The 21,058-nt window shown below is 64.8% G+C and carries 14 protein-coding genes; 12 read left to right on the top strand and 2 right to left on the bottom strand.

All coding sequences use genetic code 11. The annotated features are described in order from the left end of the window. Positions 1-88: 88 nt before the first annotated feature. Positions 89-529, top strand: a complete 441-nt coding sequence (locus MasN3_RS17910) for a hypothetical protein (RefSeq protein ID WP_281909004.1) — start codon at positions 89-91, stop codon at positions 527-529. Between the two features lie 428 nt (positions 530-957). Here MasN3_RS17910 and MasN3_RS17905 read toward each other — a convergent pair whose 3' ends face one another. Next, a complete protein-coding gene (locus tag MasN3_RS17905) occupies positions 958-1,896 on the bottom strand; it encodes an IS5-like element ISEcl7 family transposase (protein WP_045911956.1) in 939 nt (312 codons plus the stop codon). On the opposite strand from MasN3_RS17905, the gene MasN3_RS17900 reads away from it, so the two are divergent. Then, on the top strand, positions 1,895-2,848 hold the full coding sequence (locus tag MasN3_RS17900; protein WP_281909001.1) for a type VI secretion system Vgr family protein: 954 nt from the start codon (positions 1,895-1,897) through the stop codon (positions 2,846-2,848). The genes MasN3_RS17905 and MasN3_RS17900 overlap by 2 nt on opposite strands. Here MasN3_RS17900 and MasN3_RS17895 read toward each other — a convergent pair. Continuing rightward, positions 2,823-4,003 (bottom strand): IS3 family transposase gene (locus MasN3_RS17895; RefSeq protein WP_281908999.1). Its coding sequence is split into 2 segments (ribosomal slippage): positions 2,823-3,736 and positions 3,736-4,003, totalling 1,182 coding nucleotides; the frame shifts between segments, so codons are not numbered across the junction. The genes MasN3_RS17900 and MasN3_RS17895 overlap by 26 nt on opposite strands. A 114-nt stretch (positions 4,004-4,117) precedes the next feature. On the opposite strand from MasN3_RS17895, the gene MasN3_RS17890 reads away from it, so the two are divergent. From MasN3_RS17890 to MasN3_RS17845, 10 genes are all read left to right on the top strand, one after another. Next, the gene (locus MasN3_RS17890; RefSeq protein WP_281908998.1) at positions 4,118-4,831 is read left to right on the top strand and encodes a T6SS immunity protein Tli4 family protein; all 714 of its coding nucleotides are present in this window, start codon (positions 4,118-4,120) and stop codon (positions 4,829-4,831) included. A gap of 13 nt (positions 4,832-4,844) precedes the next feature. Next, entirely contained in the window at positions 4,845-5,561 is a 717-nt protein-coding gene (locus MasN3_RS17885; protein WP_307730423.1) for a T6SS immunity protein Tli4 family protein, read from the top strand. After that, positions 5,510-5,776, top strand: coding sequence for a PAAR domain-containing protein (locus MasN3_RS17880; RefSeq protein WP_281908997.1), 267 nt, complete (start codon positions 5,510-5,512; stop codon positions 5,774-5,776). Before MasN3_RS17885 ends, MasN3_RS17880 begins: the two co-directional genes overlap by 52 nt. Positions 5,777-5,899: 123 nt before the next feature. Further along, the gene (locus MasN3_RS17875) at positions 5,900-7,369 is read left to right on the top strand and encodes a sodium:solute symporter (RefSeq protein WP_281908996.1); all 1,470 of its coding nucleotides are present in this window, start codon (positions 5,900-5,902) and stop codon (positions 7,367-7,369) included. Positions 7,370-7,410: 41 nt separating this feature from the next. Further along, positions 7,411-9,267, top strand: coding sequence for a signal peptide peptidase SppA (sppA, locus tag MasN3_RS17870; protein WP_281908995.1), 1,857 nt, complete (start codon positions 7,411-7,413; stop codon positions 9,265-9,267). A 266-nt stretch (positions 9,268-9,533) separates the two neighbouring features. Continuing rightward, complete coding sequence (locus MasN3_RS17865; protein WP_281908994.1) at positions 9,534-10,880, top strand: efflux RND transporter periplasmic adaptor subunit; 1,347 nt, start codon at positions 9,534-9,536, stop codon at positions 10,878-10,880. Positions 10,881-10,995: 115 nt separating this feature from the next. Continuing rightward, positions 10,996-14,127: an efflux RND transporter permease subunit gene (locus MasN3_RS17860; RefSeq protein ID WP_281908993.1), complete on the top strand. Its 3,132-nt coding sequence runs from the start codon at positions 10,996-10,998 to the stop codon at positions 14,125-14,127. Beyond that, positions 14,124-17,378, top strand: coding sequence for an efflux RND transporter permease subunit (locus MasN3_RS17855; protein WP_281908992.1), 3,255 nt, complete (start codon positions 14,124-14,126; stop codon positions 17,376-17,378). Before MasN3_RS17860 ends, MasN3_RS17855 begins: the two co-directional genes overlap by 4 nt. A 10-nt stretch (positions 17,379-17,388) precedes the next feature. Further along, the gene (locus MasN3_RS17850) at positions 17,389-18,795 is read left to right on the top strand and encodes an efflux transporter outer membrane subunit (RefSeq protein WP_281914538.1); all 1,407 of its coding nucleotides are present in this window, start codon (positions 17,389-17,391) and stop codon (positions 18,793-18,795) included. Between the two features lie 88 nt (positions 18,796-18,883). Continuing rightward, positions 18,884-21,022, top strand: a complete 2,139-nt coding sequence (locus MasN3_RS17845; RefSeq protein ID WP_370662304.1) for a S46 family peptidase — start codon at positions 18,884-18,886, stop codon at positions 21,020-21,022. Positions 21,023-21,058: the final 36 nt, after the last annotated feature.

The raw sequence follows: 21,058 nt of genomic DNA, 5'->3' as shown, positions 1-21,058 counted from the left end.
GCGCCGCCTTTGCAATAATGGCACCGTCCGCATGCGCGGGCCTGCCGCGGCGTCCGCCCGGTTGTCGCAACGTGCGAAGGAGCCTGCCATGCGTATGCCTGCCGCGGTGTTGACTGGGGCCTTGTTCTCGATCGCCTTGAGTGCCGTGCCGTCGGCGGCGCAGGCCGCGCCGCCGGCCGACCATCCGATCCTGGGCATCTGGAAGCTGAGCCTGCCCGACCTCGGTTGCTCGGAAACCTACCGCTTCCGGGGTGACGGCACCACCCTCGTCACCAGCGCCGAAGAGGTCTCCGAGAGTGAATACCGCATTCCCGCCAAGCCCAGCGCCAAGGGTTTCTACCGGCTGGACGACCGTGTCGTGAAGGACAACGGCAAGAAGGACTGCGCCGGCGCCATCATGAAACCAGGCACCACGGCCACCAACTACATCCGCTTCCATCCTTCCGGGGCGCTGTTCCTGATGTGCGCGGATGAGAGCATGAATACCTGCATCGGTCCGTTCGAGCGGGTGCAGGGCGAGGAGGCGTAGTTCCCTGTTTGCCATCGGACAGCATCTCCGAATAGCATCTGACTACGTGCGGCCTTGGTTGTTTTCATTAATACGTCAGCCTGCTCTGCCATGACTCGGACTGCAGCGTCCGCATAAGGTATCCAGCTGCCTGCGCTCATTGTCCTGATTAGCTTGCCTCGCGTCCGACTTTAACCCAGAGCAATTGCTGAGGGTTCATAGTTGCAATACTACTCGTTGCAACAAATCTCTCAGTAACGCAACCTGGGATGCAACTCGCATGAATCTGAAGGAATTGGCGGGCGCGTGCGCCGGCATGACAGAAGAGAATCGTCCAATCCGTGTCAGGTTTGCGCAGGGACAAAATGTGCTTGACGACGTCTTGCTGGTCAAGCGGGCTTTGTTGCATAAATCAATTGAGCGCGTAGTACCCCAAACCCCAGACGGATTTACGGCATGGTCACCGCTACGGTCGTGGGCGTGCCCAAGCGCGTGAAGCGATTGAGGATGGCGGCACGGACCTGCAACTCGGCGACCTGACGGTCGAAGTCGCGCGCCATGACGCGTTCACCAAGCAGCTTGAAGCAACGCATTTTGGTCTCGACAAGGCTGCGCCGGTGATACCCGCTCCACTTTTTCCAGATCTTCCGGCCAAGCCGGCGGGTGGCCGCCAGGATGGCATTGCGCGCTTTGGCACCGGGACGCTGGTCCTTCCATGGCTTGGCGTTCTTGCGTGTCGGAATGAGTGCCTGCGCTCCGCGTTGTGCAATCGCTTCGTGGCAGCCTTTCGTGTCGTAGGCGCCGTCGCCACTGACGCTCGCGACAACCTCCTCGGTGGGTATCTGGTCGAGCAAGCACGGCAGCATTGGGGCATCGCCGGTGGCATTGTCGGTCACCTCGATCGCCCGGATTTCCAGCGTGGCCGCGTCAATGCCAAGGTGGATCTTGCGCCATTGGCGACGGTAGTCGGCACCATGTTTCTTCGTCTTCCACTCGCCTTCGCCCAGCATCTTGATGCCTGTACTGTCGACCAGCAGGTGCAATCCCGTCGTCGTCGGCTGCGCTCCGATCGTCACCGAAAGACGCTTCTGGCGCCGGCTGACCGTGCTGAAGTCGGGCACTTGCCAGTCCAGTCCGGCCAACCCGAGCAGACTCTGCGTCATACCCATGGCCTGGCGCAAGGGCAGATTGAACAGGCCCTTAACGGTCAGGCAGAACTGGACCGCCGCCTCGCTGTACTTCGGACTGCGGCCCCGCTTGCCGCTCGCACTGCCGTGCCAGCACATGTCCTTGTCCAGCCAGATCAGCAGCGAGCCGCGGGCTTTCAATGCCGCGTTGTAGTCTTTCCAGTTGGTCGTTCGGTACTTCAGCTTTACGGGAGCAATCATGCCGTCAGTTTACCCGTGCTGCGCCTCGGCCGCTGATGGGCCGATTTGTGCAACAAAGCCGGTCAAGCGTGTTACAGGAAACGAAACGCTATGCGGTGGACTGGAATACAGGCTCGCATGCGTAGCGACCCGTGCAGACTTTCCTTTGAAAGAATTTATCGCGTTACCGATTGAACTCCAGTTCGTCACCGATCGTGGAGAGCTGCACGCCGTTTGTGGCATTGTCTGGCAAGTGGCAGCCGGACATAGCGATGGCGGTTTGGCGACCTACCAACTCGTAATGCGCGATGCGTTGGCGCTGATGGAACAGCGTATCAACACCCGCGTTTTCCGTCAGCAGAACGAACTTGATCTTACCGGAGTTATTCTCGACGAATGGCGCCGGAACAATCCGGTACTGGCCAAGACCTTCGACGTGGACTGGTCTCAGATCACCGCCACATATCCGGTTCGAGAATTCACGATGCAGCATAACGAGTCCGATGCCGAATTCCTGCGTCGATTATGGAAACGACGTGGCATCGCCTGGTTTGTTCGCGCCGGACGAGCCAGCGAGCCAGGAAGCCAGAACATGCCGGGCCATACGCTGGTTCTGTTCGATAATGTATCCATGTTGCGGCAAAACGTCGCCGGCACCGTGCGCTACCACCGAGACGACAGTACGGAGCAAAGCGACACCATCATCCGCTGGAGTCCAGTTTGTACACTAAAGCCGGGCAATGTGGTGCGCCATAGTTGGGACTACATGCAAGGCCGGTTGACGTCCAGTGTTACGCCTTCCTGTATTAATCAAGGATCAACAGGTAGTCAGTTCGCGGCAACGCTCGACGACTACCTGATCGATATGCCTCATGCAGGAGACAGCGGGGACGATTACCGTCGCCTTGGCGAACTGAGGTGTACTGTCAATAACGGACACGCTCGTCTTAAGCCGCCTGCGGCTGTTCGCTGAAGGATTCGGCGAACAACGCTGGCGGAACAAAGCCGATGCGGGAATGGCGCCGCTGTCGGTTGTAGAAAATTTCGATGTATTCCTGAATCGAGGCCTTTGCCTCAGCACGGGTGGCATAGCGGCGATGATGAACAAGCTCATTCTTCAGCGTGCCCCAGAAGCTCTCCATCGGCGCGTTGTCATAGCAGTTCCCGCGGCGCGACATCGACGCGCGCATGCCGAACTGCGCCACCAGCTCCTGATAGGCATGGGCGCAGTATTGGCTTCCACGGTCCGAATGATGGATCAGCCCTGGCGCCGGCCGCTTGTGGCTCACGGCGCGCCACAAGGCCTGCGTCGTCAGCTCCTGCGTCATGCGCTCGCCCATCGCGTAGCCGACGATCTCGCAGGTAAAAACGTCCTTTACGCCGGCAAGATACAGCCAGCCTTCGGCAGTGGAGATATAGGTGATGTCGGTCACCCACACTTCGTCAGGCCTGTTCGGCGCGAACCGCTGTTCCAGCAATTTCTCAGCGATGGGAAGGTTGTGATTCGAGTTTGTCGTTGCGATGAATTTGCGCCGTTGTTTGCAGCGCAGATTGAGCTCCTGGCGAAGTCGGCGCACACGGTCGCGACCAACTTCATGGCCCTGTGCAGCAAGCTCGTGCTTTATCCGAGGCACCCCGTAGGTCTCTCGGGTTTGCCGATGCACTGCCGTAATCAGGATTTTCAACCGAGCGTCTTCCTGCTCGCGTGTCGATGGCTTGGCCTGCAGCGAGTTGTAGTAGCCGCTGCGCGAGACGTCCAATACCTGGCACATCAGCTTCACAGGATAGCCAGGGAAATCGAGTCGCATTGTCTTTATCCACGCGTACTTGGCAGCGACTCCTGCGCAAAGTACGCCGCCGCTTTTTTTACGATGTCCCGCTCCATCTCTGCCTGGACCAGCTGCCTGCGCAGCTTCGCGTTCTCCGCTTCCAGCTCGGCCACAGAGCGGCTTCCAGGGGCTGCTGTTGCGGCCGGCCCGCGTTTGGCGGCTGCTACCCAATTGGCCAGCGTCCCTTTTGGGATACTTACTCGTGCTGCTGCCTGCTCAATGGACAAACCCTGCGCCAGCACCAGCTTCACGGCTTCTTCCTTGAGTTCCGGGGTGTACGTCTTCTTCAATGTCTTCATAAAGGCTCCTGTTGGTGAACTTTACCAAACAAGAGTGTCCGAAAAAATCAGCGTACCTCAGTATGGCTGCTGGCCGCTTGCAAACATGATTCTGATGAATGGAAGACACCAAACATGACCGTACTCACTCCTCGCCTGCAGCCAATGTTCGAGAAAACCAAGGCCGTCTGCTTCGGGCGTTTCATGATCGACGTGCCTGCCGCAACCACGGTTGCTTGGGGAGACGTTAGTGTTCCTCTCGGCGTCAGTGTGTACCCGAACGGCGTGAACGAAGTTGAAGCCATGGCGCAAACATTTATCGACGAGCTAAAAAGCGAGAAGGCTATCTATCTCAATGACATTCCCTTATTGATTTCAGTTGAAGAAATAACTCACCCTGAGGGAAAAATCGTAACCGGTTACGAAGGTTTTGAGGCGATCAGTGAGCTTAAAATCAATGGTTATTTCAAGTTGAACGATGACGGAGTGGTGATCGATTCTCGTCCCTTGGATAATATGAAAGATCGTGTGACTTCGGATATCATTAGCATCGCCCAGCGTTTGCGACCGCGTGCGGAGCATGAAGTACCTGCTGAACCTGGCAATTGCATCGAGCATGCCTTCCTGCCAGATAAACCGGGCACGAAGAAAGAGCGTCGTGCCGAACTCATCAGCATCGGCTTTCGCCTGAAGGAATTCCCCGACACGCATTTGTCCATCTCTATTCGTCCTTCAAACCCGCACCGCAGCGAAAGCAATACGCTGAAATGGCAACTCGAACGGCTCGAAAAGAATCTGAAAGCCGAAAACCCGAACCACCCGCGCCTGAAAACCAAAATACTTCCGTAGAGGCGAGCGGCAGATCCACGATTGGGCCGACGGTTTCGAAGGCCTGTCCCGCTCGCCAGACCAGGCCGACATCCACGGCATTCACGACTTCGGCATCGATTTCCAGGGGGTGCCGCATGATCCTCTGAAACCGTTCGTGCTTATCCTCATGCAAACCGGCGTCGCCAACAACGCCGCCGGCGCTACCAAACCCAGCTTGACCGACGAAGAAGCCATTGCGGTGTGGGACAAGATAACCAGCACTATCCGTGTGCGCCCGACCGGCGCCGCGGCGGTAAAGACCACAGGCACCGACCCGCAACCGCGTTTTCCGTTGGGAGAGCTTGCCGCCACCGGACGCACCTGCCCGCAGACGGGTATGTGGGAATCCAACGAAGCATCCGACACCGAAAGCAGCCGGCGCAGGTATATCCAAGCTGGCGAAACAATGCCGCGGGTGACAGTGCTTGGCAAACCATCTCTCTGGCAAAAGCTTAAAGGAGAAGCACCTTCCCATCAACTGGCAACAGTCTGGAAGCTGGTAGACTATAGCGACCAGCGTGCTCTTGCCATTGCGCCAGTTGACACGCCATTGGTCGCGCAAAGTCATCCAGAGGATGGCGCTAGAAGATTGCCGAACGTAACAATTCTGGCGATAGGCTGCACCAGAAACACCCGCCCGAACAACAAGGCTGAGCGATGTGCAACGTCATTCGTCTCGGTGACCCGACATCCCATGGCGGCAAGGTAGTGAGCGTAAGCGCAGAGCATTTCACGGTGGATGGAAAACCGGTGGCCCGTGTGGGCGACGTGTGCACTTGTCCCATCAAGGGACATGACAACTGCAAGATCGCCGAAGGCGAGCAGCGCCACGTCATCGACGACATCGCAGTCGCTTACGAGGGACATAAAACGACCTGCGGCGCCACCTTGATTGCAACTGTCGGGAATTTTTGTGAAGAGTAGTGGATCGCCAGAAGGTTTTGTCGAGGCATAACCGCCGGGCATGGCAGGGCAAGTTTGCTGCATTCCCGGTGGCATCGCTTAGGTGTATATTGCTGGGCGAAACGACAACCCCACTGGAATCCCATGTCCCCGGCACTCCTTTTCGCAATCCTCATCGGCTACTTCGCGCTCCTGCTCGCCGTGGCCTGGGCGACCTCCCGCAACGCCAACAACGACAGCTTCTTCATCGGTAACAAGAGCAGCAACTGGATGCTGGTCGCCTTCGGCATGGTCGGCACCACGCTGTCCGGCGTGACCTTCGTGAGCGTGCCGGGCGCGGTCGGTGTCGACGGCTTCGGCTATGCCCAGATCGTGATCGGCTACGTGATCGGCTACGTCGCCGTGGCTTACGTGCTGCTGCCGCTGTACTACCGCCTGCAGCTGACCTCGATCTACCACTACCTCGACGTCCGCCTCGGCCGCCGTGCTTACCAGAGCGGGGCGGGCTTCTTCATCGTGTCGCGCCTGCTCGGCGCCACCGCGCGGCTGTACCTGGTCGTAAATATTCTGCAGGCGATCATCCTCGACAGCCTCGGCGTGCCGTTCTGGCTCAGCACCCTCGTCGTGCTGGCCATGATCCTGCTGTATACCTACAAGGGCGGCGTCAAGACCATTGTCTGGACCGACACCCTGCAGACCAGCGCCATGCTGTTCGGCCTGTTCGCATGCGTCTGGATCCTGCTAGGCGAACTGAACATGTCGGTGCCGGAAAGCCTGAACCAGATGCAGTCGCAAGGTCTGGCCAGGATCTTCACGCACGATCTGGACAGCCCCAACTTCTGGCTCAAGCAGATCGTGGCCGGCGCCCTGATCACGATCACGATGACCGGCATGGACCAGGAAATGATGCAGAAGACAATCTCGGTCAAGACCCTGAAGGACTCGCAGAAGAACATGCTGACCCTGACCGCGGTGCTGGTCGTGGTGCTGCTCTCCTTCCTGTTCCTGGGCGGCCTGCTGTACCTGTACGCGCCGATCGCGGGCGTCACGGCAAGCGGCGACAAGATCTTCCCGGCCGTGGTGATGGGCCACCTGCCGGCGGCGCTGCAGGTCGTGTTCCTGATCGCGCTGATCTCGGCCCTGTTCCCCAGCGCCGACGGCGCGATCACGGCGCTGACCTCGTCGACCTGCATCGACCTGCTGGGCATCAAGCGCCGTACCGACATGACGGAAGCGGCCAAGGAAAGCCTGCGCCGCCGCGTGCACCTGGGCTTCGCCGCGCTGTTCCTGCTCCTGGTGCTGGGCTTCAAGGCGGCCGACAACCCGAGCATGATCGGGGTGATCCTGAAGCTGGCAGCCTATACCTACGGCCCGCTGCTGGGCCTGTTCGCCTTCGGCATGCTCACGCGCCGCACGCTGACCGACCGCCTGGTGCCGTACATTACGATTGGCGCACCGATTCTTTGCGCTCTCCTTGAGTACAATCAGGAACACTTGCTCGGTTCTTACCGCCTTGGACTGGAATTGCTTATGGTAAATGGCATACTCGTGTATGCCGGCCTGTTCGCCATCTCCCAGAAGGAAAAGGCCGGGACGGCCGCAGTCACCGTGTAAAGCGGCCTGCGCCTATTCAATCGATTGAAGACGGAGTTTCGATGGCTTTCAAACCCCTGAGTGCGCTGCGCCGCGCTTTCGGCATGCTGTGGCGCGCGGTCGACGTATCGCGCCGCACCTTCATGAACCTGCTGTTCCTGCTGTTCGTCATCATCGTCATCTCGATCATGACCTCGGGCGGCGTCAAGCCGATCGGCGAGAAGACCGCCCTGGTGCTGGAGCTGAAGGGCGACCTGGTCGAGCAGTACCAGTCGAGCCTGGAGGACACGGTGCTCGATTCGATCGGCGGCGACAGCAAGCGCAGCGTGCGCCTGCGCGACCTGCTGCGCGTGCTCGATGCCGCGGCGAAGGACAAGAACATCGGCACCGTCGTGCTCCTGCTCGACCAGCTGGACGGCGGCGGCCTGGCCCAGCTGCGCGAGGTCGGCGCCGCGCTCGACCGCGTCAAGGCTGCCGGCAAGAAGGTGGTGGCCTGGGGCGGCACCTACGACCAGAAGCGCTACCTGATCGCCTCGCACGCGGATGAAGTCTATGTGCACCCGATGGGCATGGTGCTGATCGAAGGTTTCGGCGCACGCCGCAACTACTACCGCGACGCCCTCGACAAACTGGGCGTGACGGTCAACCTGATCAAGGTCGGCACCTACAAGAGCTTCGCCGAACCGTATATCGCCAACGGTCCGTCGGACGCCGCCAGGGAAGCCGACAGCTTCCTGTACAACGCCCTGTGGCAGGATTACACGGCCCAGGTCGAGAAGAACCGCAAGCTCGCCGCCGGCAGCGTGGCGCGCTGGATCGAGACCCTGCCGCAGCAGATGGAAGCGGCCGAGGGCAGCGCGGCGCAGGTGGCGCTGCGCGCCAAGCTGGTGGACGGCATCAAGACCCGCGACGAGATCCGCGACATGCTGGCCAAGCGCGGCGCCTGGGACCAGCGCATCAAATCCTTCCGCCAGGTCGGCTACCACGACTACCTGGCGCGCCACGAAGTCCGTCCCTTCGGCGATGCGGTGGGCGTGATCACCGCCTCCGGCAACATCACCGAAGGCACGAGCGGCCCGGGCGTGGTGGGTGGCGTCACCACCGCCAACCTGATCCGCCAGGCGCGCGAGGACGATCAGGTCAAGGCAGTGGTGCTGCGCGTGGATTCGCCCGGCGGCAGCGCCTATGGCTCGGAGCTGATCCGGCGCGAGCTGGAACTGACGCGCGCTGCCGGCAAGCCGGTGGTGGTGTCGATGGGCAGCGTGGCCGCATCGGGCGGCTACTGGATCTCGATGGCGGCCGACGAGGTGATCGCCGACCCGGCCACCATCACCGGCTCGATCGGCGTGTTCACCATCCTGCCGACCGCCGAGAAGGTGAGCGACAAGCTGGGCATCCATACCGAAGGCGTCACCACCACCTGGCTGGCCGATGCCTACAACCCGCTGCGTCCGATCGACCCGCGTTTCAGCGCGCTGGTCCAGAGCAGCATCAACCACGTGTACAGCGAGTTCACCACCAAGGCGGCGCAAGCGCGCAAGACCACGCCGGCGAAGATCGACGAAGTGGGGCAGGGCCGGGTCTGGACCGGCGCCCAGGCCAAGGAACGCGGCCTGGTCGACCGCCTGGGCGGCTATCGCGATGCGCTGGCGTCGGCCGCCAAGCGGGCCAAGCTGGGCGAGGACTACCGGGTCGCCTACATCGAGCGGCCGGTCAGCCGCATCGAGCGCTTCCTGAACATGATGGGCGCTTCGACGGCGCAAGCCGTCAATATCCAGGTCAAGCTCGGCCTGATGGAAGCGGCGCTGCCAGCCGGCCCCGTGGCCCAGGTGGCGCAGGACATGGCCTTCTTGAAAGACGTCGCCGATGGCCGCAAGCCCTTCGCCGCGGTGACGCACTGCCTGTGCGGCACGCCGTGAACGGGATGGGGTCGGATTTGTAGCCAGTTTGTAACTGAGTGCTACGGAAAAAATGACGGGTGCGGAAGCGATTCCGCACCCGTTTCCCGTTTACGGCACGGGTTTGGGGGCCATCGGTGTCAATCGATGCTCAGAACCGTCCCGCCCATGTAACAGGGTCATGCACGCAATGTACGTTACGAAACATATCGGGACAGTGCACCATGCTAATCTTTTCGGCATTGCGTTATCTGAATAACATTCCGCCCATAAGAACAAGGTAGAGCATGGATTCGAACCAGTCCCCCAAGTCCGCCCTCACGAGCCCGCCACCCCCATCGCCCCAGGCCAGGCGCCGCAAGCGCCTGATCGGTACCGTCATCGCGGTGCTCGCGATGGCCGGCCTGGCGGCGCTGGCGTGGTACCTGACCCACCGTCCGGCGGGCGAGGGCGCAGGCGGCCCGCCGGGGGCGGCCGGCGCCCGCGGTCCCGGTGGCGGCGGCGGTCCTGGCGCCGGTGGCGGCGGCCGGGGCGGGCGCGGCGGGCCCGCGACCACGGTCGGCGTTGCGACCGCCGAACAGGCAGATATCCCGATCCTGATCGACGCCCTCGGCACCGTGGTGCCGGCGGCGACCGCCACCGTGCGGCCGCAGGTCTCGGGCGTGGTGCAGAAGATCCTGTTCACCGAAGGTCAGGCGGTCAAGGCCGGCCAGGTGCTGGCCACGATCGATCCGCGCCCCTTCGAGATGGCGCTGCTGCAGGCGCGCGGCCAGCGCCAGCGCGACGAGGCCCAGCTCGAGAACGCGCGACTGCTGCTCGGCCGCTACCGCACCCTGCTGGAACAGGAGTCGATCGCCCGCCAGGAAGTCGACACCCAGGCCGCGCTGGTCAAGCAGCTCGAGGGCACGGTCATGACCGACCGCGCGGCCGAAGGCATCGCCCAGCTGAATGTCGGCTACACCCAGGTGAAGGCGCCGATCTCCGGCCGGGTGGGCCTGCGCACGGTCGACATCGGCAACCTGGTCAACACCGGCGACGCGAACGGCGTGGCGGTGATCACCCAGCTGTCGCCGATCGACGTCGAATTCACCGTGCCGCAGGACCAGGTGCCGGCGCTGCAGGGACGCATCGCGCAAGGCGCGAAGCTGCCCGCCACCGCCCTGGACCGCACCCGCACCGACAAGCTGGCCACGGGCAGCTTCATCGCGCTCGACAACCAGGTTGACGTGCAGACCGGCACGGTGCGCGCCAAGGCGCGCTTCGCCAACAGCGACAACAAGCTGTTCCCGAGCCAGTTCGTCAACCTGCGCCTGCAACTGGACATGATCGATAACGCGGTGGTGGTGCCGGTGACGGCGCTGCGCCATGGGGCCAACGGCGACTTCGTGTACGTGCTCGATCCCCAGGAAAAAACGGTGTCGCAGCGCGCGGTGACGCGCGGGCAGGCGAGCGTGGACAAGGTGCAGATCAAGACCGGCCTGAAGGTGGGCGAGCAGGTGATTACCGAAGGCGCGGACCGCTTGCGCGATGGCGCCAAAGTGACGCTGCCGGGCAACCGGCCGCAGGGAGCGCGTGTACAGGGAGGCGCCGGACAGGGCGAAGGTCGACGCCAGCGACAAGGGGGCCAACAATGATCAGCGTGTGCTGGACGCGCGGTCGGCAAAGCCGACCACCCTACGTAGGGTGCACGGGTTTCCCGTGCGCGCGTTCAAATCACGCTCGCATCGAGGCGCCGTACGGGAGTACCCCATGAGTCCATCCGCCCCATTCATCAAACGCCCGGTCGCGACGGCCCTCTTGATGCTGGCCATCGTGCTGGCCGGCCTGGTCGGCTACCGCTTCCTGCCGCTGTCGGCGCTGCCGCAGGTGGACTTCCCGACCATCCAGGTGCAGACCCTGTACCCGGGCGCCAGTCCCGAAGTGATGGCGCGCACGGTCACCGCGCCGCTGGAGCGCCAGTTCGGCCAGATGTCGGGCCTGACGCGCATGAGTTCCACCAGCGCGGCCGGGGTCTCGGTGATCACCCTGCAGTTCGGCCTCGGCCAGACGCTGGACGTGGCCGAGCAGGAAGTGCAGGCTGCGATCAATGCGGGCGGCTCGCTGCTGCCCACCGACCTGCCGGCGCCCCCGGTCTACGCCAAGGTCAACCCGGCCGACGCGCCGGTGCTGACCCTGGCGATCACCTCCGACACGCTGCCGCTCACGGAGGTGCAGAACCTGGTGAACACGCGCCTGGCGCTCAAAATCAGCCAGGTCTCGGGCGTCGGCCTGGTGACCCTGTCGGGCGGCCAGCGCCCGGCCGTGCGGATCCAGGCCGATACCGAGGCGCTTGCTTCGTACGGCCTGGGCCTGGACACCCTGCGCTCGGCCATCACGGCGGCCAACGCCAACAGCGCCAAGGGTAATTTCGATGGCCCCACGCGTTCCTATGCGATCAACGCCAACGACCAGCTGCTGGCCGTCGAGGATTACCAGAACCTGATCGTCGCCTACAGGAATGGCAACAACGGCGGCGCCCCGGTGAGATTGAAAGAGGTGGCGCGCGTGGTCGACAGCGCCGAGAACGTGCGCATCGGGGCCTGGGCCAACATGAAGCCGGCCATCATCCTGAACGTGCAGCGCCAGCCGGGCGCCAACGTGATCGCCACCGTGGACGGCATCAAGGAGCGCCTGCCCGAGCTGCAGGCGGGCTTGCCAAGCGCGGTGCGCATGGACGTGCTGAGCGACCGCACCGCCGGCATCCGTTCCTCGGTCGAGCACGTGCAGATGGAACTGCTGCTGGCCGTGGTGCTGGTGGTGCTGGTGATCTTCGCCTTCCTGCACAGCCTGCGCGCGACGGTGATCGCCAGCCTGGCGGTGCCGATCTCGCTGGTCGGCAGCTTCGGCGTCATGTACCTGATGGGCTACAGCCTGAACAACCTGTCCTTGATGGCGCTGACGATCGCCACCGGCTTCGTGGTCGACGATGCGATCGTCATGATCGAGAACATCGCGCGCTACATCGAAGAGGGCGAACAACCGATGGCGGCCGCGCTCAAGGGCGCGAGCCAGATCGGCTTCACCATCATCTCGCTGACCGTGTCCCTGATCGCGGTCCTGATCCCGCTGCTGTTTATGGGCGACGTGGTCGGCCGCCTGTTCCGCGAATTCGCGGTGACCCTTGCCGTGACCATCCTGATCTCGATGGTGGTGTCGCTCACCCTGGTGCCGATGATGTCGGCGCGCTGGCTCAAGAGCCATGCGGAGGAGCGCCCGGGCCGCTTCGCGCAAAAGTCCCAGGCCTTTTTCGACCGCGTGATCGGGCGCTACGACGTGGCGCTCGGCTGGGTGCTGGCGCGCCAGGGCCTGACCCTGCTGGTGGCCCTGGCCACCCTGGTGCTGACCGCCTTGCTGTGGGTCGTGATTCCGAAAGGCCTGTTCCCGACCCAGGACACCGGCCAGCTGCAGGCCAGGCTGCAGATGCGCCAGTCGATCTCCTATGCCGAGATGGCCAGGCTGCAGCAGCTTGCCGCCGCCGAAGTGCTGAAGGATCCGGCGGTCGCTTCGCTCAGCTCCTACGTGGGCGTGGACGCGGCCAACAACACCATGCTCAACACCGGCACCATGCTGATCAACCTGAAGTCCGAGGAACGCGGCGACCAGGAAGCGATCATGAACCGGCTGCGCAGCCGGGTGGCCGAGGTGGCGGGCGTGACCCTGTACCTGCAGCCGACCCAGGACCTGACCATCGACGCCGAAAGCGGGCCGACCCAGTACCGCCTGTCGATCGAGGGCGCCGACAGCGCCACCGTGAACGAATGGGCGAGGAAGCTGGTCGCCCAGATGGCGAAGAAAAAGGAAGTGCGCAACGCCACCACCGACGCCGGCGCGGTCGGCAGCGCCGCCTACATCGACATCGACCGCGACACCGCCTCGCGCCTGGGCATCACGGCGGCTTCGATCGATGACGCGCTCTACAGCGCCTTCGGGCAGCGCATCGTCTCGACCATCTTCACCGAGACCAACCAGTATCGGGTGATCCTCGAGGCCCAGCAGGAGGACGGGGATGGGGCGATGTCGCCGGCCAGCCTGAACAACCTGCAGCTGCGCACCAGCTCGGGCCAGCCGACCCCGCTGTCGGCGGTGGCCACCATCCGCGAGGCTGAGGCGCCGCTGCAGATCACCCACGTGGCCCAGTACCCGGCCGCCACCGTCGGCTTCGACACCGCCGCGGGCGTCTCGCTCGGCACCGCGGTGGACGCGATCCGCGCAGCGGCCGAAGAGATCAAGATGCCGAATGCGGTGAGCATGACCTTCCTCGGCGCCTCGGGCGCCTACCAGGCCTCGTTGTCGAACCAGCTGTGGCTGATCCTGGCGGCCGTGGTCTGCGTCTACATCGTGCTGGGCGTGCTGTACGAGAGTTATGTGCACCCCTTGACCATCCTGTCGACGCTGCCGTCGGCCGGCGTGGGCGCGCTGCTGGCCCTGTGGGTGACCGGGCAGGGGCTCGGGGTGATCGGCATCATCGGCATCATCCTCCTGATCGGCATCGTCAAGAAGAACGCGATCATGATGATCGACTTCGCCATCGAGGCCGAGCGCGACGAGGGCAAGGCGCCGCTGGACGCGATCCGCCAGGCCGCGCTGCTGCGCTTCCGTCCGATCATCATGACCACGCTCGCCGCCCTGTTCGCCGCGGTCCCGCTGATGCTGGGCACGGGCGAGGGCGCCGAGCTGCGCCGTCCGCTGGGCCTGGCCATCTTCGGCGGCCTGATCGTGAGCCAGCTGCTGACCCTGTTCACCACGCCGGTGATCTACCTGGCATTCGACCGCCTGGCGCAACGCAGGGGTGGGGACAAGCGCGGACCGGCGCCGAACAAGCCCGAGAGGATCGGCGCATGAACCTGTCGCGGCCCTTCGTCGAACGCCCGATCGCGACCGTCCTCTTGACGATCGGCCTGGCGCTGGCCGGCATCGCCGCCTTCTTCGTGCTGCCGGTCTCGCCGCTGCCGCAGGTCGACTATCCGACCATCTCGGTGTCGGCTTCGCTCCCCGGCGCCAGCCCGGAAACCATGGCCTCGAGCGTGGCCACGCCGCTGGAGCGCAGGCTGGGCGTGATCGCCGGGGTCAACGAGATGACATCGAGCAGCAGCAACGGCTCGACCCGGGTCAGCCTGCAGTTCGACCTGAACCGGAAAATCGACTCCGCCGCGCGCGAAGTGCAGGCCGCGATCAATGCCTCCCGGGCCGACTTGCCGGCCACGCTGCGCAGCAACCCGACCTACCGCAAGGCCAACCCTTCGGACGCGCCGGTGATCATCCTGGCGCTCACCTCGAAGACCCGCTCGCCCGGCCAGATCTACGAGTCGGTGTCGAACCTGGTGCAGCAGCGCCTGGCCCAGGTGAAGGGCGTGGGCGATGTCGAGATCGGCGGCGGCTCGCTGCCGGCGGTGCGCGTCGAGCTGCTGCCCTATGCGCTCAACAAGGTCGGCCTGTCGAGCGAGGACGTGCGCGCCGCGATCCAGGCCACCAATGCCAACCGCCCGAAAGGCGCGATCGAAGGCGCCGGCAACCGCTTCCAGATCTATTCCCAGCCGGCCGGCAAGGAAGGCAGCACCCCCGGCCAGGGCCGGCCGCAGGCGGCCGACTACCGCGACCTGGTCGTGGCCTGGCGCGACGGCGCGGCGATTCGCCTGCGCGACGTGGCCGAGGTCATCGACGGCGTCGAGAACGTCAACACGCTCGGCCTGTTCAACGGCCAGCCGGCGGTCATCGTGCTGGTGACGCGCCAGCCGGACGCCAACGTCATCGAGACCGTGGACGGCGTGCGCGCGCTGCTGCCGACCCTGCAGGCCCAACTGCCGGGCGACGTGACCCTGCAGGTGGCGTCGGACCGCACCAATTCGATCCGCTCCTCCTTGCATGAGATCGAATTCACCCTGGTGCTGTCGATTCTGCTGGTGGTGCTGGTGGTGAGCGTGTTCCTGCGCAGCCTGCGCGCGACCGTCATCCCGGCGGTGGCCACCGTGGTGTCGCTGCTGGGCACCTTCGGCGTCATGCACATGCTGGGCTTCAGCCTGAACAACCTGTCCTTGATGGCGCTCACGGTGGCCACCGGCTTCGTGGTCGACGACGCCATCGTGGTGCTGGAGAACACGGCGCGCCACATCGAGTCCGGCATGGACCGCATGAAGGCGGCGCTGCTGGGCGCGCGCGAGGTGGGCTTCACCGTGCTGTCGATCTCGCTGTCGCTGGTGGCCGTGTTCATCCCGCTGCTGTTCATGGGCGGGCAGGTAGGCCGGCTGTTCCGCGAGTTCGCCGTGACCCTGTCGGCGGCGGTGATGATCTCGCTGGTGATCTCGCTGACCACCACCCCGATGATGTGCGCCTGGCTGCTGCGCAAGGAAGACAAGGACAAGAAGCCGGGCGTTCTCGCACGCTGGTCCGAGCGCGGCTTCGCCCGGGTGCTGCGCGGCTACGGGCACGCGCTCGACTGGGCGCTCGACAGCAAGCTCCTGGTGATGATCATCCTCGGCTTCGTGGTGGCCCTGAACGTCTACCTGTTCGCGGCGGCCCCGAAAGGTTTCTTCCCGCAGCAGGACACCGGCCAGCTCAACGGCGGTATCCGCGCCGACCAGAGCATCTCCTTCCAGGCCATGCAGGACAAGCTGCGCCAGCTGGTGGACATCATCCGGCGCGACCCGGCGGTCGACACCGTGGTCGCCTTCACCGGCGGCGGACGCGCGGGCGGCGGTTTCATGTTCATTAACCTGAAACCCATCGACGAGCGTGCGAAAGGCGATACCGGACAGGCCGTCATCGCGCGCCTGCGTCCGAAGCTTGCGCGCGTCACCGGCGTGTCGATCTTCCTGAATCCGGTGCAGGACCTGCGCATGGGCGGGCGTTCCAGCAACTCGACCTACCAGTACACGCTCAAGAGCGACAATGCGGCCGACCTGAAACAATGGGCCACGCGCCTGGCCGAATCGATGAAGCGCCAGCCGGCGCTGGTGGACGTGGACACCGACCAGGCCGAGAACGGCGTCGAGACCTTCGTCACGATCGACAAGGACACCGCGGCGCGCCTGGGCATCGGCACGCGCGACGTCAACAACGCGCTGTACAACAACTTCGGCCAGCGCCAGGTGGCCAACATCTACGACGAACTGAACCAGTACCGGGTGATCATGGGCGTGGCCCAGCGCTATGCGCAGTCGCCGGAAGCGCTGCGCGACGTCTACGTGCCGGCCCGTGGCGGGGGGAGCGGCGGCGGCGCGCAGTCCACCTCCGGCACGGCAGGCTCGTCCACCAACCTGACGGCCGCGCGCGACCCGGCCAGCGGAGCGGCGCTCTCTACCGGCGCCACCACCATGGTGCCCCTGAGCGCGATCGCCAGCTACGCGGAAAGCTCGACCCCGACCTCGGTCAACCACCAGGACGGTGAACTGTCGACCACCGTCTCGTTCAACCTGGCCCAGGGCTACAACCTCGAGGACGGCCAGGCCGCGCTGAAGCAGGCCGAAGCCGACATCGCGATGCCGTCCAACGTGCGCGGCAGCTTCCAGGGTACGGCGCGCGCCGCCCAGGAGTCCAGCAAGGAGCAGCCGATGCTGATCCTGGCGGCCATCGTCGTGATCTACATCGTGCTCGGCATCCTGTACGAGAGCCTGGTGCACCCGGTGACGGTGCTGTCCACGCTGCCTTCGGCGGGCGTGGGCGCCGTGCTGGCGCTGCTGCTGTTCCGGATGGAGTTCTCGATCATCGCCCTGATCGGGGTCTTCCTCCTGATCGGCATCGTCAAGAAGAACGCCATCCTGATCATCGACTTCGCGCTCGAAGCCGAGCGTGCGCGCGGCTTGAGCGCGGTGGAAGCGGTGCGCGAAGCCTGCATCCTGCGCTTCCGCCCGATCCTGATGACCACCCTGGCGGCCGCCCTGGGCGCGCTGCCGCTGGCGATCGGCTTCGGCGAAGGCTCGGAGCTGCGCCGTCCGCTCGGCATCGCCATCATCGGCGGCCTGGTCGCCAGCCAGCTCCTGACCCTGCTCACCACGCCGGTCGTCTACGTCCTGCTCGACAAGCTGCGCACCAGGAAGCCGAACGAGCACGAGCTGACCCGCCACGCCGACCTCGATCAGCCGATCCCGGCAAAATAACGAATCCATGATGAGAACCCACGCCATGTATCGCCTTTCCCTCGTCGCCCTGGCCGCCGGCATCGCCGGCGGCTGTGCCGTCGCTCCCGCCTACCAGCGCCCCACCGCGCCCGAGCCGGCGGCCTACAAGGAAGCCGAAGGCTGGGTGCCGGCGGCGCCCAGCGATGCGCTCGAACGCGGTCCCTGGTGGCAGCTGTTCGGCGATCCGGTGCTGAACGCGCTGGCCGACAGCATCGAGGTCTCGAACCAGAACGTGGCGGTAGCGGTCGCCAACTATGCGCAGGCGCGCGCCCTGGTGGCGCAGCAGCGCGCGTCGCTGTTTCCGACCGTGAACCTGAATCTGTCCGGAGACCGCGCCGGCGTGCGCGGGCAGGGCGCCGACAATGCCTACCGGCTGAACCTCGGCGGCAGCTGGGAGCCGGACGTGTGGGGCCGCCTGCGCGCCGGCGTCACCAGCGCCCAGGCCAATGCCGAGGCCACTGCCGCGGACCTGGCGAGCGCGCGCCTGTCGGCCCAGGGCGAGCTGGCCGCGAACTACTTCGCGGTGCGCGCCCTCGATGCCCAGCGCGGCCTGCTGGCGCGCACCATCGCCGGCTACGAGCGCGAGCTGCAGATCACGACCAACCGCTACAACGTCGGCATTGTCGCCCGCACCGACGTGCTGCAGGCCCAGACCCAGCTGGCCAATGCGCAGAGCGACGCGTTGAGCCTCAGCCGCCAGCGCGCCCAGTTCGAGCACGCGATCGCGGTGCTGGTCGGGAAGGCCCCGAGCGAGTTCACCCTCGCTCCGCTGCCGGAATGGCGGGTGACGGTGCCGGCGGTGCCGGTGGGCGTGCCGTCGCTGCTGCTGCAGCGCCGCCCCGACATCGCCGCCGCCGAGCGCGACGTGGCCGCCGCGAATGCGGAGATCGGCATCGCGCGCTCGGCCTACTTCCCGAACATCGGCCTGTCGGCCTCGCTGGGCACGGGCGGCAGCCGCGTGTCGGACCTGTTCTCGGCATCGCATGCCGCCTGGTCCTTCGGGCTGTCGGCGGCGCAGGCGATCTTCAACGCCGGCGCCACGCGCGCGAGCGTGGCGGGGGCCGAGGCGCGCCACCAGGCGACGGTCGCACGTTATCGCCAGACCGTGCTCACGGCCTTCGCCGATGTCGAGAACCAGCTCACCGCGACCCGCGTCCTGGAGCAGCAGCAGGAGCTGACCCGGGTGGCTTCCGAAGCCGCCGACAAGGTCGAGCAGCAGATCCTGAACCGCTACCGCGCGGGGCAGGTGAGCTATTCGGAAGTGGTGCAGGCCCAGGCCACCGCGCTGAATGCGCGCCGCCAGCTGGTGCAGGTGCAGGCCGACCGCCAGGCAGCGGCGGTGGCGCTGATCCAGGCCCTGGGCGGCGGCTGGCGCGCGGGCCAGGAGCAGGGCTGAACTGCCCGTCATTACGCCAAAAAACGACCGCATGCATATCCAACACGGCTATACTGCCGGGTGCTTTTTTATTCATCTGGGGTCCACCTTGTTCAAATCGTTCGTTCTGCCTGTCGCCTTGATGGGCGCCGCAAATTTCGCGCTCGCCGATGAAGGCCAATGGCAGCCGCACCAGCTGCCGCAACTCAAATCCGAACTCAAGCGCATCGGCATCACCATCCCGGCCGAGAAACTGGCCGACCTGAGCCGGCATCCGATGAGCGCCATCGTCTCGCTGGGCGGCTGCTCGGCCTCGTTCGTGTCGCCGGATGGCCTGGTGGTCACCAACCACCACTGTGCCTACGGCGCGGTCCAGCGCAATTCGACTCCGGAGAAGAACTACATCGTCAATGGCTTCCTGGCCAAGTCGCGCGCCGAGGAACTGCCGGGCGGTCCCAACACCCTGGTGTACGTGACCGAGAAGGTCGAGAACGTCACCGACCGCGTGCTCAAGGGCCTGAGCCCGAGCCTGTCGGGCCGCGAGCGCCATGAACTGGTGGAGTCGCGCATCAAGGCGCTGGTGGCCGAATGCGAGACCGACAAATCGGCGCGCTGCTCGGTGCCGGCCTTCCACCGCGGCCTCGAGTACTACCGCATCAAGCAGCTGATGATCCGCGACGTGCGCCTGGTGTATGCGCCGTCCGACCGCATCGGCAACTTCGGCGGCGACATCGACAATTACGAATGGCCGCGCCAGACCGGCGACTTCGCCTTCCTGCGCGCCTACGTCGGCAAGGACGGCCGCCCGGCCGATCCTTCTCCCGACAACGTGCCCTACAAGTCCAAGGACTTCCTGGTGGTATCAAGCGAAGGGCTGAAGAACGGCGACCCGATCCTGCTGGCGGGCTACCCGGGCCGCACCAGCCGCTACAAGCTGCCGAGCGAGATCCGCTTCGCGCGCGACGTCGACTTCCCCGCCAAGGTGGGCAGCATTACCGCCGACCTGTCGGTGATCTCGGCCGCCACCATGGGCAACCCGGCCTGGGACGTGCGCTATGCGAGCGTGGCCAAGAGCCTGAACAACGTGCTCAAGAAGACCCAGGGCCTGCTGGACGGCTTCGCGCGCAAGGACATCGCCGCGATCAAGGACGTGCAGGACGCCGAATTCCGCGCCTGGCACAAGCAGAACGGCAAGGGCGCCAAGGGCCTGCTGGGCGAGCTCGATGGTGTGATCGCCCAGGACATGGCGGCCTCGCGCCAGGAAGCCGCCTGGCTTGAGGCGACCCACAGCGACCTGCTCAAGAGCGCGCGCACCCTGTATCGCCTGGCGCTGGAGCGCCAGAAGCCGGACGCGCAGCGCGAATCGGGCTACCAGGAGCGCGACCTGTCCTTCATCAAGGCGCGCCTGACCCGCCTCGAGCAGTCCTTCGTGCCCCAGGTCGACGAAGCCCGCTGGGGCGCCGCGCTGGCGCGCTATGCCCGCATCGATGCGAAGATGCACCCGCAGGGCCTGGACGGGCTGCTGCCGGCGCCGAACGCCCTCAACGCCATGTACAAGGCGACCGAGCTGGCCGATACCGCCAAGCGCCTGGCCTGGATTGGCAAGGATGCCGATGCCTTCCGCAAGTCCAACGACCCGTTCATCCAGCTCGCCGTGCGCCTGCACGAGACCGGCATGGTGCTGGAGAACCGCCGCAACGAGATCGACGGCAACCTCGAACGCGTGATCCCGCAGTACATGGCGGCCGTCATCGCCTGGAAGAAGTCGCAGGGCAAGCCGGTCTACCCGGACGCCAACTCGACCTTGCGCGTGACCTACGGCACCGTGGCGCCGTACTCCCCGCGCGACGGCCTGGTGAAAGGCCCGTTCACGACCGTGGAAGGCATCGTCGAGAAGGCCACCAACAAGGATCCGTTCATCGCACCGAACGCGCTGCTCGAGGCCATCAAGGCCAAGCGCTACGGCGTGTTCAAGGACCCGGTGCTGGGCACCGTGCCGGTGAACTTCCTGTCGAGCGCCGATACCACCGGCGGCAACTCGGGTTCGGCCGTGATGAACAAGCGCGGCGAACTGGTGGGCCTGAACTTCGATTCGACCTATGAATCGATCACCAAGGACTGGTACTTCGACACCGCGATCACGCGCGCGATCCACGTCGACATCCGCTACATGCTGTGGGTGATGAAGGAAGTCGACCACGCCGACAACCTGCTGAAGGAAATGACGATCAAGTATCCGAAGAAGTAAGCGAAGAAATAAGCGAGGAAGGTTGGGCAACCGCCG

It is taken from the genome of Massilia varians (assembly GCF_027923905.1).
Lineage (GTDB): Bacteria > Pseudomonadota > Gammaproteobacteria > Burkholderiales > Burkholderiaceae_D > Telluria > Telluria varians_B.
The sequence above is the reverse complement of the archived record's forward strand: the minus strand, read 5'-3'. Positions and strand labels throughout refer to the sequence as shown.